The organism is Mycobacterium sp. 852013-50091_SCH5140682 (assembly GCF_001665685.1).
GTDB lineage: Bacteria > Actinomycetota > Actinomycetes > Mycobacteriales > Mycobacteriaceae > Mycobacterium.
The window spans coordinates 105,640-118,369 of record NZ_LZTB01000118.1 but is presented as its reverse complement, the minus strand read 5'-3'; the positions used below and the strand labels follow the sequence as shown (position 1 = coordinate 118,369).

Sequence of the window (12,730 nt, the reverse complement as noted above, 5' to 3'; positions counted from 1 at the left end):
GTTTAAATATCGGCCAGCCAGCCGATCGGCAGCGGGGCCGCTAACCGATCGCTTGTTTGATCACGTCGCGGGCGCGGTCAAGCATCGACGCGAACGGGCCCACGGCGAAGTTCAGTTTCGCCGATTCCACGCCCGGATGCGGGCGGGTTGGCGCGATAGCCTCAGCCGCTTTCACCGCTGTCGCCATCTGCTTGAGGTCATTGGTGTCGAGTTCTTGCTGCAGCTTGGGAAATTCTTCGTCTTCCTCGTGCTCGGCGTGCTCGAGCACCGCGTCCCGCAGCTTGGTGAGCTCGTCGATGAACTGCTGGGAGGTGATGTCGAGAGACTCGATCCGCGATAGCTGCTCCTTGGCGTCGTGCTCTTCCTTCAATCGCGCATCCACGATGGAATCTCCGCCATCGAACTCGCGGCGTACCCGAGGATGGACAATCATCTCTTCGGCTGTCTCGTGCACGGCGAGCAGTTGGCGTAGCGCGACAAAGGGCTTCTCGCGAGCTTTCGGGTCTGAGGCGAGCAGCACCTGATCAAACATGTCCTCGATCAGGGCGTGCTGGGCTTTGAGGAACGCAACCACTTCCTCGGGAGTTTGTATGATCATTTCGGCCACGGCGGTAGTCCTCCTGTCGTGGGGGAGTTCGAGTGCGCGTTACGGGCTGTGCACGCCACCACGCCTCTGTACCCAGCCAGCGCGGGGCCAAACGTCCTCAACGTCGTGGGCGGCCCGCGGTAGGCTGCGCCAGCGAGGGCAGCTGAAAGCGGAGGAACGCCATGGCTGAACGTTCCGGGGACGTGTTCGGTCAGCGCTATGGCGAGGTGCTTTTGCTACGCAGTGGCGAATCCGGGCTGCAGGCCACTGTTTACAACAGCTTTCCGCTCAACGATTGCCCGACCTCGCTCGGCGCCTGACGTTGCCGGAAGGGTGGCGCTATGAGACCCGCATCCTCGCCAACCCGCTCAGCGTGGACACCACGACCCGCGACGCGTCTGTCATCCAGGACGATCTGGCCAACACCTACACACTGGAGTTCTAAGTTCAGGCAGATCCGGCTGTCGGAGTACCTACTTATTCACCGATCGGCTGACGGGGCCTGGCGTAGGAGGTAGATCAGCGGACGTCCGCGATCGTCGATGGTTTCGTGGTGGCGTTCAAATCCAATCTTCTCCAAGACGCGCAGCGAGGGTGTGTTCCACCCGCCGACGGTCGACCAGATCCGGCGGCGACCCGTGGCGAAGGCGGCGTCCATCACCGCGCGGGCGGCTTCGGTCCCGTAGCCCTGATTGTGGAAGCGTTTGAACAGTTCGTAGGCGATTTCAGGCTCATCGAGTGTGCAGCGGCCGACAATGAGGCCGCAATAACCCAGCGGTTCGTCGTCTGCGCGCCGGCGAATCGTCAGCAGCCCAATGCCGTTCTGCTCGGCCAGAATCCGTTGCGCGGCCATCCTGTCGCGCACACTCTCTAGTGGCTCGGTTACTCCGCCTTCATGCTCTCCGAGTAGGTGGTAATTCCATTCGGCGTCGCGCTCGTCGCGAAGCTCCATGTTGAGGCGTGCGGTCGAAAGTGAGGTTTGCATGGCGGTATAGCGCATTGCTTACCCCAGGATCGCTCTCGCTGCGCGCTCCGCGATCAGCATGACCGGCGCGTTGGTGTTGCCGGACGTGATGGTGGGCATCGCAGAAGCATCGACCACTCGAAGGCCGGCAACGCGATACACGCGGCAGTCGGTGTCGAGCACCGCGGCGGGTGACCGCGGAAGGCCTTGGGCGTCAAAGGCTCCCATTGCGCACGTGCCCACCGGGTGGAAGATCGTTGTACCCAGTTCACGGGCGGCCTGCTGCAGGTCTTCGTCGCTCACCAGTTGCGGGCCGGGCAGCAGCTCTTGCGGCTCATAGGGGGCCAGCGCCGGCGCCGCCATGATCTCGCGGGTCATCCGGAGGCCGCGTACGGCGAGTTGGCGATCACCGTCGGTGGACAGGTAATTGCACAAGATCTTGGGATGGCTCAGCGGATCTGCACTGGCCATGCGCACATGACCGCGCGAGCTCGGTCGTAGATTGCATACCGAGGGTGTGATCGCTCCGAAACGATGAAGCGGTTCGCCGAACTTGGGCAACGACAACGGCTGCACATGCCACTCCAAATCGGGACTGGCCAGCGCCGGGTCGCTTTTCGCGAAAGCCCCCAGTGTGGAGGGCGGCATGGTCATCGGCCCTGACCGCAGCGTCACGTACTGAAGTCCCATGCCACCGCGGGTGATCCAATTGCGGTACAAGGTGTTGACCGTCCGGGCGCCCTGTACGCGGTAGACCGTTCGCAGCTGCAGGTGGTCCTGGAGGTTTTCGCCTACTCCTGGCAGATCGACGACCACCGGCACTTGATGCTGACCGAGCAGACTTGCCGGGCCCAGACCCGAGAGCTGCATGAGATGCGGAGACCCGATCGCTCCAGCGCTCAGAATCACCTCGCGGCGGGCGCGCACATCGATCGTTCGGCCGTCCTTGAGCAGCCGCACACCGGTGACGCGGTGCCGGGCGGTGGTCCACGCACCACGACGCTGATCCTCGTGGACCTGGTCATCCATCAGCAGCCGCAAGGCCTGGGTGTGGGTGTAGACGGTGAGATTGGGTCGGTGGACGATGGGATGCAGGAAAGCGTCGGCCATCGACCAGCGACGGCCACGTCGTTGGTTGACGTGAAAGTAGGCGCTGCCGGAGTTGTCGCCTCGGTTGAACTCTTCGATCGGGGCAATGCCCGTCTGGGCAGCGGCGGCCTGCCATGCATCCAAGATCTTCCAGCGCACCCGTGGCCGCTCGACGCGGATCTCACCGCCGGTGCCGTGCCATTCGTCGGCTCCGCCGAAGTAGTCTTCCAACTCTTTGTAGATCGCCAGTGTTTCGCCGGGACTGTCTGGGCCACCCCACCGCCAGCGGTCGTCTCCGGTGGTCTGTGCCCACAAGTCGTAATCGCTTGACTGCCCGCGCATGTGGATCATGGCGTTGATCGACGAGCAGCCGCCGATCACACGGCCCCGCGCGTAGATGATGCTGCGGCCGGCCAGGCCTGGATCGGCCTCGGTGGTGAAGCACCAGTCGGTGCGCGGGTTGGCGATGGTGTACAGGTAGCCGACCGGCACCTTGATCCAGAACCAGTTGTCTTTGCCGCCGGCCTCAATCAAGAGCACACGGTGGTCAGGGTTGGCGCTGAGCCGATTGGCGAGCAAGCAGCCCGCACTGCCTGCTCCCACCACGATGAAGTCGAAGTCGGCGACGGAGCTCATTCCAGGATCGTTCCTCCACGGCGTCGGATGCGAGTCCTAGTGTGCGTGATGACCGCCCGATGCGTGCGCGTGGCCGGGGCGCCGCCCACAGCGATTCCGTCGGCACACTCAAACGCGTAGCGCGCGGGTCGATGTGGGATACCGCCCCGTCTCATTGGGCTGATTGTCGTTGTTGGCCGCACGACGCGAAAACGTTGCCTAGCGAGGGTATACGTATCACTCCGTAGGGGGAGTGACGTGGGAATTCATCGCGAGGTCGTCCGGACTGAACCAATAGTCGGGCCCGCGGAAGCCCGGCACACCAGCCGCGGCGTCAAACGTCCGTTCCCGATTCAGTGCGTGCACGGCGATCGCGGCGTCTTCGCTAAGCGACGGCAGCGTATCAACGTCGTACCCGCGGCTGGCGGTGTACGCAAGCCTGGCAGCGATCCAGCGGCGAGCAGTCAGAACTGGGTCTGTGATGCGCGTGACCCGTTCGCGGGCCATGATCACGGTGGCCTGACCTGGTCGACTCGGTTCTGTGTGGTCGAGGTCGTCGCACCACACTGCAGGTGCGCCGACCGTGTCGTCCCCTCTGGCCCAGCTGAGCCGGTCCAACGGCATCCTCACCCATTCCCCGCTTTCAACGGGCAAGCGATCGAGCAGCACGGCGACAGGGGCCTGCACCAGGTCGGCGACCGAGATCCGCAAAAGCACCACCCCTGACCGGTCCCAGGTGGCGGCATCTTGATCCCCTTCGACGACAGCTTCGATGAAACGCGGGATTGCGCGCTGCTGGGTGGGGGCGGTGATCGCGCTCAGGAATGGCTGAACCAGCTCCGCGGGCAGGGAGCGGGCGGCGCTGAGCGCCTGACGGACGTCGCCGTGGAGGTCATCGATAACCGCGAAGGAGTCTAGGGGGCGGCCGAGGGCGATTTCAATCTTGCGCCGATCCGCATCGCTGATCGTGTTCATTTGGCCGGTGCGACACTGAGTGGCTTCAAATGTGCGCGGATGTCTACCGTTGACGGGACTTTCATCACGCCGTCCGCCCCTCCGAAATTGACTTCGACATGGTTGCCCAGAGATATCTCGAAGTCGCCGTAACCGGCGGTTGCCCGGTGTCTGCCGAACGAGATCCGGCGAATGGCGATCTGTGCAGCCTGGTCGTCGAGACTACTTGGCGCGGCGCTTGGGTCCCCGCCCAGTTGAGCGCGGGCGCGCCCGTACTCGAGCCGGAAGTTCCGGAGGTTCTCCTTGGCAAGTTGGCCGTCGAAGGCGCCAATATCTTTGCCGAATTCAGCCTGGTACTGCGCTCGAGCCTCGTCGATCGCGTGCTTCGTCAGCGAGACCTCATTACCGGCGGCGTCAACCAAGCGGACGGAAACCTGCTCGCCTTTGATGGTGGCCCTGGCATTCAGTGACATGGTGGCCCTGGGGACTCCCTGTTCGTCGAGGGAGACACCGACTTCGCCGATCCTCCAGGTGCCGGCGGAGGGATCATCAAACGTCAGCTCAAGTGATAGTCCTGTGTCAGTCACTTTCGTCTCGGTTGTCACTTCGGCGATCGGGACCTGATGGGCTGGCAGACCGCTGCCCTTTGGTGCGGGTTGCGGAGTGGTCGGGGGTTCGGCGGGCGTCGCCGGTGGCTTTACGGGTTGACCCGGTTTGGTGCCCGTGTCACGGAGCTTCTGCCGCGCACCGGCGAGGCCGCTGTCCTCCGCGGCGGTCGCGTTCTGCGCTTCCCGCAATGCGGCGGCGTCGATCTGGCTGGCCGCGGCCTCCACACCGGCTCCCAGCGCGGATGTGACCGCAACGAAGCCGAGCTGGATCTTCTGCCATTCTGCTTCGGCCGCCGAGGCGCTCACTGCTTCCTTCGTGACGAGCGACGACTCGTCAGCAACAGTGGCGCCGGCTGCTTGCCCAAGGCGATCCGACTTGACGTCGGCGCGCAATGCGCTCGCACCGGCGACCCCGATTGCTATCGCTGCTCCGCCGAGGGTCCCGATCGTCCCGGCCATAATTGCGACCATCAGCGCGAGATCGACACCAAGCTTGATTGCGGCCTCGGCGTCCTCCTTGACCTGACGTTCGTCATTCAGCACCGGGAGCCACACTCCTCGGGACCATTGCTGCCCTGAAGGCCCTGGCTTTCCACTCCAGAGCGCTCGATGGACCGGAGTGAAATCAAGCGCGTCCGCGGACCCACTGTCCAGCTGGTCCCGCATCTTGCCGATATTCTGGAGCACGTTCGTCAGCAGCTCACGGACCTGCTCCTGACCCGCGTTTACTTGTTCGCTGGCACCGAGCGGGTCCGCGCCCAGCCCGTTGTCGGTGGGCGCCTTGCTGTAGGACTGTTCGGAGATCGCCTGAAGGCCACCGCGCATGCTGGCGGCGTACAGCACGGGCCATGCGTTGAGGATGAGCGCGACTTCCCCGCTGACGTGCTGCCAGGTGCGGTTGACCAGCTCCCACGAGGTCATGCCCTCGAAGAGGACAAGGTCTTCGTGCGGTTGGGTAGGGTTACCCGGGTCGAAGGCACGGGCGTCGCGGCCAACGTGGACCTGGCTGAGGTCCGTCAGCCATCGTTGATAGTCGAGTACCACCTTGGCGAGCCGGGATTGTTCCCGCAGCCTGTCGGTCGGACTGGGGCCTTGGACCGCGAACGCGGGTGCGTCGAGCGTCTTCCGGGCCGGGCTGTCGGCGCGGAGTAGGTTCGCCGGTGGAAGCATGCCAAACTGCGCAAACTCGGCGGCAACCTTGTCTTCGTTGGCGTTCACGTTGGTTTTGACCACGCCGAGGATGTCGCTCTTCAAGGTCGGATACCGTCCCTTGGTTTGCGGGACGTTGTCAGGGTCGACACCGCGAAAGATACTGCGCGCCCATAGATGCGGGTTGGCTTCGACGGCGGCCTGGAATCCGGCGCCAAAACTTGCCCAACATCTTTCGAGCGCCGCTTCGTCGCGCGGCCCAACCCAGAAGAGGCTGAGATCCGTCGCCTTGTCGATCAGGGTGATCCGCTCCGGTTCGGCGGCCAGCGACCAGTCGGGAATATCGCGGAAGGCAGCTTGCGAGAAATGTTCGAGCGCTTCGGTAATTGCCGTTCTACCCGCCGTCTGCGCGGGCGTCGGCTGGCTGCTGACAGGCCCTGGGCTGCCGGTCGTCGAAGAGCCGGAACTCGACGACATTCCGCCCTCGTCGTTGCGCTGAACCGTCGGAGTACGGTCGCGGATCATCTCCCAGACGGCGCGATTTCCCGCCGCACTTTGGAGATCAATCACCATTGAGCGAGTGGTCTTGGACAGCTGGGGGTTCACGACGGGATCAGTGATTCGAGGGGCGCAGGGAAGCGATTCGACGCGGCGCGGACGACGCGATTCCCCGTCAAAGTGAGCGGCCGCATGGTCACGCATGACCGACGCTAACAACCTCCACGTGGCGCGAGTCTTCCCGCAAGGAGATTCTTCACTTCGGGCGGTCATGATTGCCCGATCGGGCAATCCGAAGCTCAACCGGCGGATCTAGACGGCGAAGAGCTGGATCGCGCGGGGTGGAGCGAGGCGCAGCAGTAGCGGCGGACTGTCACATGCCTTCGAGTTCTCGAAGGTACGTCTCGGCTTCGAAACGAGTTCGTAGACGACGCAAGGCCTTCAGATGCGCCCGGAGCTGACCCTGAGTCTGAATTCTCTTGATCGCGTTGAGATGTGAGAACAGCAGATCGGTCGGCCAGTGCTTGCTTGACCACAAGCTCAGAAGTGCCGGCGACGTTATACCGTTTTCGACGAAGTCGGCGATCGCCAGCATGTTGGCCACACCCAGTCGCTCCGACTGGCGGAGCGCCCTGCGCTGGTTAGTCGGGCTGAGTTGATGACTGGCGCCGAAGAGATATTCGGGTGCGGGTTCTGTCGTCGGTCGTGCGCCGATCTTGTCGACCGAACATAGCACCTGGCTGATGTCGAACGGGGAGTGGCAGTAGCGGGGCAGCGTCATATCCCAACCTTGTGGCTGGCTCCACCAGTCATACCCGCGCACCATTCTCCGGATGTAGAGGTTCTCGCCCACGACGAGCCGGACGTGATGTGACAACATTCCGAACCGGCTCCACCATTCAGGGTTGAGCGGGCCCGGGAATCGTCGTTGGCACCGAGCGAAACACCGACGCTGAAATGGGGAATCGTTGATGTGCCAGCCATGTTCGAAACACAGGACCGTCGAGAAGTAAGCGTGGTCGCGGATCACGGTGTCTACTTGGCACACTCGCTGGACGAAGACATCGAATTCGTCGTGGATGACGAACTCGAGCACCGCGTCGAGGTCGGCGAGGACGCGTAGGTCCGCGATGGGCTTTGCGCGCCGATAGTTGTTGCACGACCTGCATGCAGCGATGTAGTTGCTGACGTCGTCAGCGCCGCCGACCGATGCGGGCACAGCGTGATCAACTTCGTACGGCGCTTCGGTGATGCCGGGCACTTCCTCCGAGGACAATAACGATGTGCCGCAATGCCCACACCTTCCGTCCCAGAGATGAAGGACGACCAGCCGCGTACGTGGGTGGTCGCGGCCCCACGCCTGCGCCGGGTTCGATCTACCAGGACCTTCCATACCGACAACCTTCGGGTCTCCGCCATTACCTGGTGGCCAGTATCCACGAACGGCCTGACACGTAGTGCCGCGAAGTAACTGACCAGATCTCTGCCGGCGGTCGACTGAGTCGCATGGTTCGTCGACCTGCGCCGCAGCATACGTTCAGGACCGCATGAAGTCGCGTTGACGCGAAACCACAAGTGTCGCAGCCATTCTCGCCCGAGTGGGGCGGGTCTCCGATGTCGGGAAGTCGACCCACCCGAAGACTGCCTGCTATCTTTGACACTACTGTCAAGAATAGTTTTTGGAGATGCCGTATGTCGTCGTCCGTGCAACTGGTCGAGTCGTTCTGGAACGACGTGTGGAATGCGCACGATCCCGCAGCTGTGGACCGATTCGTGAACGAGGACTTCGTCATCGTCAACGCCGGAGTGCCGATCGTCGGGCGGGAGGCGTTCAAGGCGTGGATCGCTCAGTTCCTGACGCAGGTCCATGACTTGCGGTTGGAGGTGGTCGAGTCGTTCCAGAATGTCGATGGCACCCGGGTGGCGTCACGCTGGCGGGTCCACGGACGCAACAACGGTGTCCTCGGGACGGTGCCGGACGGTCGGCCGTTCTCCTTCACAGGCACCGCGGTGTGGGAGGTCGACCCGGTAGGGGGCAGATTGCTGTGCAACCACGTTGAGGGCATCCTGGGAGCTGTATCAGGAGTTGACCGCCGACCGCTGAAGTCGGCGATGGAGGGCAGTCATGGTCGGTGTGCGGCGCTTCGATGAACAGGTCGTCTTGGACCAGGCGCTCGCGGTGTTCGCCGAGCTCGGCTACCGCTCGGCCACGATGGGGGACCTGGCCAGCGCGACCGGCGTACAGCGGGGGTCGTTGTACAACGCATACGGGGCGAAGGACGAGATCTTCCTGCGGGTGTTCGGCGCCTATGCGACGCGGTTTCTCGACGGCGCCGCGCGAGCGCTCGACGAGGCAGATCCGGCGTCGGCGTTGGGGTCGTTCTTCGAATACTGCATCGACGCCATCACCCGCGCTGGCGTACAGGGATGTCTATCCACCCGTACGGCGATCGAAGCGGCGGCCGACTCGTCGCGGGTCGCCGGTGCCGTCCGAACGATGCTGGACGATCTCGGCCAGATCGTTTGCGCCGCTTTGGAAAGACTCGACAGCGGCTTGGGTTCGCTGCGCGTCGACCCGCGAGCAGCAGCCAGGCTCGTCGTGACAACCACAAGGGGCCTTGCGGTGATGGAACGTGCCGGCTATACGGCGGAGGAGCTGCGCCAGATCGCGGGAGACCTGGTTACATCGCTGGTCGTCACCGGCAACCCGACGCAGTAGGTTCCGCCTCGGGCACCGCTGCTGCGGGAATCGCGTTGTCGACGAGGACGACTGCGATGGCGGCGGCAGTTGCGAAGGCATCGGTGTCAAGTACTCGACTGCGCGCCGAAGCGCCATCCAAGAGCAGCGCCAGTTGTTCGCCGAGCTGTTCGGGGTCGGCGGCGCCGGCCTCTCGCGCAGTTTCGGTGAGCCGAGCGGCAAAGGCCAACTTGTAGTCGCGGGCCTGCTGGCGTGCCAGGTGATCCGGATCCGGTATCTCGACGGACGCGGCGATGAACGGGCACAGCGGCGCGCGAATGTCGAAGCAAGCCAAGAGTCGCTCGCGGGGTGTGAGCTCGGCACGGTCAAACACATCGGGCAGGACGTCGGGATCGAATCGGCGGAGGTGTTCGGCGATCAGCTCGTCTTTGCCGGTGAAGTGTTGGTAGAACGTCCGTTTGGACACCTGCGCCACTGTGCAGAGTTGGTCCAGGCCGGTGTTGTTGATGCCTTGATCGCGGAACAGTTGTCGCGCCGCGCCGAGGATGCGCTCACGTGCCCCCCTGCCGCGGCGCAGACCGCGCGGGCCCTTCTCCAAGTCCGCCATATATCCAGCGTAGCTCAGTTGGTACTGATCGGTGTACATAGCTCGCAACCCGGCTAACCGGCCGCTAGCGTAAGTACTCAGATCGGTGTACATAACATTGGCACTAACGAACCGGACGGAGTGATCATGGGGAAGCTTGAGGGCAAGGTCGCGGTAATCACCGGTGCGACAAGCGGGATGGCGCTGGCCGGAGCCATGTTGTTCGTTGACGAAGGAGCTCACGTCTTCATCACGGGCCGACGCAAGGATGGGTTGGATCAGGCCGTCGAACAGATTGGGCGGAATGTGACTGGCGTGCAGGGTGACTCGGCCGACCTCGATGATCTGGATCGATTGTTCGACACGGTCAAGCAGGAAAAGGGCTCGATCGACGTGTTGTGGGCAAGCGCCGGAGTGGGCAAGCAGAACAAGCTCGGTGAAATCACCGAGGAGGATTTCCACGACGCCTTCTGGCTGAACGCCCGCGGGACGTTGTTCACGGTCCAGAAGGCGCTGCCGTTGTTCAACGACGGTGGCTCGATCTTCATGACCGGATCGAATGCATCGCTGCGCGGTTACCCGAATTGGAGCGTGTATGCGGGAAGCAAGGCGGTACTTCCCGCCTATGCACGGGTATGGGTGTCCGAGTTGAGGGACCGCAATATCAGGGTGAACGTGCTTACCCCCGGCCAGGTCGCCACGCCGGCGCTCGAGCAGGTGATGGACGAGGCGATGATGGCGCAGTTCGAGTCGGTGATCCCACGGCGACGGTCGGGCCGGCCCGGCGAGATCGCGTCGGCCGCGTTGTTCCTAGCCTCCGACGACTCAAGCTACGTCAACGGTATGGAATTGGTCGTCGACGGCGGCACCACCGCGATTTGAGTGAGCGACGACGGCAGCGACGGGGAAACATCTTGCGCCTGCTCCCGCCGCCGTGGTCACTAAGTCAATCTTCCACCCAGCCAACCAATGTCGCGAGGAGCAACCATGAGCGCGTTCGCCGCACACCGTGACACCGTGAGGACCTTCGTCGACTGCATGCACGGCGGCGCCGACGAGAACGCTCTTGCCGGAATCTTCGCCGATGACGTAATCATGTACAGCCCGCTCGGTGATGAGCCAACCACCGGCCGCGCGGCAGTTCTCGAAGCTATCCGGGCAGTCGGCACGGTGGCGAACGACCTCACCTATGGGGAAGTGCTCAGCGGCCAGAGGCACCATGCGGTGCTCTTCCGGCTGCGAATCGAAGACACCGTCGTCAACGGGATGGACCACATCCTGGTCGATGCGGACGGAAAAATCGCCGAGCTGACCATTTGGTGGCGACCACTACCAGCCGGCGTCCAGATGCAGAGGCGCCTTGCGGCTCTCCTAGGCACGCAGCTCTGGGAATTGACCACACCACCACCAGTGACCTCGTCGAGGTCTGAGGGTCCCGGTCACTGGACGAAATGCACTACAGAACAGGACAACTCATGAACACGATCAGCATAATCGGCACCGGCAACATGGCCCGCACCATCGGCGCGTTGGCGGTAGCGGGCGGTAACTTCGTCGAGGTAATCGGCCGCGATCAAGACAAAGCATCCGATCTCGTCGCAGCTCTTGGCAGCCATGCCACGACCGGAAAAGTCGGCGCCGTCCCAGCCGGAAAGATCGTCATCGTGGCCGTGGGGTACGCCGACGTGGTTCCGGTCGTTACCCAGTACGGAAATGCGTTGGCCGACAAAGTGATCGTCGATATCAGCAACCCTTTCAATGCCGCGGCAGACGGGCTCGCCATCCCCGATGACACCTCGATCGCCCAGGAAGTCGCAAAGGCTGCTCCGGCTGACGTCAGCGTCGTCAAGGCATTCAACACCGTCTTCGGGCACGTCCTGGAGAAGGGTCAGAGGCCAGATGTGTTCATTGCCGGCGACGATGCGCAGGCCAAGTCGCATGTGTCGAGATTCATCGAGAGCCTCCGGCTGCGACCGTTGGATGTCGGCGGCTTACACATGGCGCACTGGCTGGAGGGAACCGGGCTGATAATCATGGGGCTCGCCCGCCACGGGGTGCGCAACTTTGACGTAGCTTTGGGCGCCGTCGAATTCACCGGCTGAGGCGTACGCGACGGCAGGTCCGCAGGTAGCTGAGGAATGAAGCCTGCAGACCAGTGACATGTGTTTCGTGAAGAATCTCGCTGGTGACTGCTTCGTTGCGTGCAATGAGGCGGTGAAGGACGGTCGCGGTGTTCTTCGCAAGGCTCTGGTAGACGGCCAGGTCTCCGAGAATCTCTCGATCGTTGAAGGTCAGGTGAAGCTTGGCGGCACGCGGGCTGTCGCCCAAGTCGCCGAGCTGGGCGAAGATCCGACTGTCGTCGGCGACGACGCCGGGGCTGCCCGCCCCGATGCTCTCGAAGAGCGGGCTGCCGCTGAGCCAGGCGTAGAGACTGAAAAGCCCGCCATATGAGTAGCCGAAAAGGCCGTGACCACTTGTGGCGGCGCCGAAGTCGAGTTTGATCCGCGGGTGCAGTTCCGCGGTGAGGAAGCTCAGGAAGACATCGGCGTGGGTATCGCGCAATGCGGCGAGGTAGGCGTCGGCTTCCTCGCGTGTCCGAGCGCCCGCTCGCAGCCCCATCTCCACGGCATCGATGAGCTCCTTGGCGATCGGCTCACCGGGTGGGACAAAATCCCTGTTGCGCAGCCGATCCCAGTCCTGTGCTTCCTCGCCCGCGTAGCCGACGCTGACTTGGATGTAGGGCTGGATCCGTTGCATGGGGTCCATCTGCGTGACGATGAGGGGAGCTGTCTGGCCGACGGCCCAGTTCCCGTCGAGGACATACACGACAGGCGCTTTCGTCGTGGCGGGGTTGTAGCCGGGTGGCGTGGTAACCCAGATGCCGTAGTCATGCCCACCGCTGGAACGCATCTCGAAATAGTCGGTGTCGGCCAGACAGCCTTGCCACATGGAGCTCATCGAAGGTCCTCCACAACTCGGTCAT

15 protein-coding genes and 2 pseudogenes are annotated in these 12,730 nt (G+C 63.3%); 8 read left to right on the top strand and 9 right to left on the bottom strand.

Going from position 1 to position 12,730, the window contains the following annotated elements; translation table 11 throughout:
• Positions 1-40: 40 nt before the first annotated feature.
• Positions 41-607, bottom strand: a complete 567-nt coding sequence (locus tag A5784_RS30185) for a hemerythrin domain-containing protein (RefSeq protein ID WP_064948524.1) — start codon at positions 605-607, stop codon at positions 41-43.
• Positions 608-768: 161 nt separating this feature from the next.
• Between A5784_RS30185 and A5784_RS40010 the strand changes: the two are divergent.
• Positions 769-897: pseudogene (locus tag A5784_RS40010) on the top strand (hypothetical protein); the annotation flags it as partial.
• Positions 882-1,031 carry a hypothetical protein gene (locus A5784_RS40005; RefSeq protein WP_502687550.1) on the top strand — a complete coding sequence of 50 codons (150 nt, stop codon included), beginning with the start codon at positions 882-884 and terminating at the stop codon, positions 1,029-1,031. The pseudogene A5784_RS40010 and the gene A5784_RS40005, both read left to right, overlap by 16 nt.
• A gap of 36 nt (positions 1,032-1,067) precedes the next feature.
• Here A5784_RS40005 and A5784_RS30180 read toward each other — a convergent pair whose 3' ends face one another.
• The 5 genes from A5784_RS30180 to A5784_RS39450 all read right to left on the bottom strand — a co-directional run bounded on the left by A5784_RS30180 (position 1,068) and on the right by A5784_RS39450 (position 7,244).
• Positions 1,068-1,586: a GNAT family N-acetyltransferase gene (locus tag A5784_RS30180; RefSeq protein WP_064948523.1), complete on the bottom strand. Its 519-nt coding sequence runs from the start codon at positions 1,584-1,586 to the stop codon at positions 1,068-1,070.
• A gap of 3 nt (positions 1,587-1,589) precedes the next feature.
• The gene (locus A5784_RS30175; protein WP_064948522.1) at positions 1,590-3,275 is read right to left on the bottom strand and encodes a GMC family oxidoreductase; all 1,686 of its coding nucleotides are present in this window, start codon (positions 3,273-3,275) and stop codon (positions 1,590-1,592) included.
• A gap of 216 nt (positions 3,276-3,491) precedes the next feature.
• A complete protein-coding gene (locus A5784_RS30170) occupies positions 3,492-4,229 on the bottom strand; it encodes a hypothetical protein (protein WP_064948521.1) in 738 nt (245 codons plus the stop codon).
• Positions 4,226-6,571, bottom strand: coding sequence for a hypothetical protein (locus tag A5784_RS30165; protein ID WP_064948520.1), 2,346 nt, complete (start codon positions 6,569-6,571; stop codon positions 4,226-4,228). The genes A5784_RS30170 and A5784_RS30165 overlap by 4 nt, the downstream gene beginning before the upstream one ends.
• Before the next feature lie 265 nt (positions 6,572-6,836).
• Complete coding sequence (locus tag A5784_RS39450; RefSeq protein WP_232006302.1) at positions 6,837-7,244, bottom strand: hypothetical protein; 408 nt, start codon at positions 7,242-7,244, stop codon at positions 6,837-6,839.
• Positions 7,245-7,445: 201 nt separating this feature from the next.
• Here A5784_RS39450 and A5784_RS39445 point away from each other — a divergent pair, with 201 nt between their 5' ends.
• On the top strand, positions 7,446-7,586 hold the full coding sequence (locus A5784_RS39445) for a hypothetical protein (RefSeq protein ID WP_232006301.1): 141 nt from the start codon (positions 7,446-7,448) through the stop codon (positions 7,584-7,586).
• A gap of 39 nt (positions 7,587-7,625) precedes the next feature.
• Here the strand turns inward: A5784_RS39445 and A5784_RS39910 are convergent.
• Positions 7,626-7,856 (bottom strand): annotated as a pseudogene (locus A5784_RS39910) (HNH endonuclease); the annotation flags it as partial.
• 299 nt (positions 7,857-8,155) lie between these two features.
• On the opposite strand from A5784_RS39910, the gene A5784_RS30155 reads away from it, so the two are divergent.
• Both A5784_RS30155 and A5784_RS30150 read left to right on the top strand, forming a co-directional pair.
• On the top strand, positions 8,156-8,614 hold the full coding sequence (locus tag A5784_RS30155; protein ID WP_156750859.1) for an ester cyclase: 459 nt from the start codon (positions 8,156-8,158) through the stop codon (positions 8,612-8,614).
• Positions 8,589-9,182 (top strand): TetR/AcrR family transcriptional regulator, encoded by a 594-nt coding sequence (locus A5784_RS30150; RefSeq protein ID WP_064948518.1) that lies wholly within the window; start codon positions 8,589-8,591, stop codon positions 9,180-9,182. Before A5784_RS30155 ends, A5784_RS30150 begins: the two co-directional genes overlap by 26 nt.
• Here A5784_RS30150 and A5784_RS30145 read toward each other — a convergent pair.
• Positions 9,160-9,768 (bottom strand): TetR/AcrR family transcriptional regulator, encoded by a 609-nt coding sequence (locus A5784_RS30145; protein ID WP_064948608.1) that lies wholly within the window; start codon positions 9,766-9,768, stop codon positions 9,160-9,162. The two genes, A5784_RS30150 and A5784_RS30145, sit on opposite strands and share 23 nt — an antisense overlap.
• Positions 9,769-9,894: 126 nt before the next feature.
• Between A5784_RS30145 and A5784_RS30140 the strand changes: the two genes are divergently transcribed.
• The 3 genes from A5784_RS30140 to A5784_RS30130 all read left to right on the top strand — a co-directional run bounded on the left by A5784_RS30140 (position 9,895) and on the right by A5784_RS30130 (position 11,849).
• Entirely contained in the window at positions 9,895-10,629 is a 735-nt protein-coding gene (locus tag A5784_RS30140; RefSeq protein WP_064948607.1) for an SDR family NAD(P)-dependent oxidoreductase, read from the top strand.
• 105 nt (positions 10,630-10,734) lie between these two features.
• Positions 10,735-11,226: a nuclear transport factor 2 family protein gene (locus tag A5784_RS30135; protein ID WP_082945170.1), complete on the top strand. Its 492-nt coding sequence runs from the start codon at positions 10,735-10,737 to the stop codon at positions 11,224-11,226.
• A complete protein-coding gene (locus A5784_RS30130) occupies positions 11,223-11,849 on the top strand; it encodes an NADPH-dependent F420 reductase (RefSeq protein ID WP_064948517.1) in 627 nt (208 codons plus the stop codon). Before A5784_RS30135 ends, A5784_RS30130 begins: the two co-directional genes overlap by 4 nt.
• On the opposite strand, the gene A5784_RS30125 is transcribed toward A5784_RS30130, so the two are convergent.
• Positions 11,839-12,705, bottom strand: a complete 867-nt coding sequence (locus tag A5784_RS30125) for an alpha/beta hydrolase (protein ID WP_064948516.1) — start codon at positions 12,703-12,705, stop codon at positions 11,839-11,841. The two genes, A5784_RS30130 and A5784_RS30125, sit on opposite strands and share 11 nt — an antisense overlap.
• Positions 12,706-12,730: the final 25 nt, after the last annotated feature.

Bases quoted from the DNA above. Each gene is read 5' to 3' on its own strand.
- A5784_RS30145 (WP_064948608.1), bottom strand. From the start codon at position 9,768: ATGGCGGACTTGGAGAAGGGCCCGCGCGGTCTGCGCCGCGGCAGGGGG.
- A5784_RS30135 (WP_082945170.1), top strand. From the start codon at position 10,735: ATGAGCGCGTTCGCCGCACACCGTGACACCGTGAGGACCTTCGTCGAC.
- A5784_RS30155 (WP_156750859.1), top strand. From the start codon at position 8,156: ATGTCGTCGTCCGTGCAACTGGTCGAGTCGTTCTGGAACGACGTGTGG.
- A5784_RS30130 (WP_064948517.1), top strand. From the start codon at position 11,223: ATGAACACGATCAGCATAATCGGCACCGGCAACATGGCCCGCACCATC.
- A5784_RS30175 (WP_064948522.1), bottom strand. From the start codon at position 3,275: ATGAGCTCCGTCGCCGACTTCGACTTCATCGTGGTGGGAGCAGGCAGT.
- A5784_RS30140 (WP_064948607.1), top strand. From the start codon at position 9,895: ATGGGGAAGCTTGAGGGCAAGGTCGCGGTAATCACCGGTGCGACAAGC.
- A5784_RS30125 (WP_064948516.1), bottom strand. From the start codon at position 12,705: ATGAGCTCCATGTGGCAAGGCTGTCTGGCCGACACCGACTATTTCGAG.
- A5784_RS30170 (WP_064948521.1), bottom strand. From the start codon at position 4,229: ATGAACACGATCAGCGATGCGGATCGGCGCAAGATTGAAATCGCCCTC.
- A5784_RS39445 (WP_232006301.1), top strand. From the start codon at position 7,446: ATGTTCGAAACACAGGACCGTCGAGAAGTAAGCGTGGTCGCGGATCAC.
- A5784_RS30150 (WP_064948518.1), top strand. From the start codon at position 8,589: ATGGTCGGTGTGCGGCGCTTCGATGAACAGGTCGTCTTGGACCAGGCG.
- A5784_RS30180 (WP_064948523.1), bottom strand. From the start codon at position 1,586: ATGCGCTATACCGCCATGCAAACCTCACTTTCGACCGCACGCCTCAAC.
- A5784_RS39450 (WP_232006302.1), bottom strand. From the start codon at position 7,244: ATGACGCTGCCCCGCTACTGCCACTCCCCGTTCGACATCAGCCAGGTG.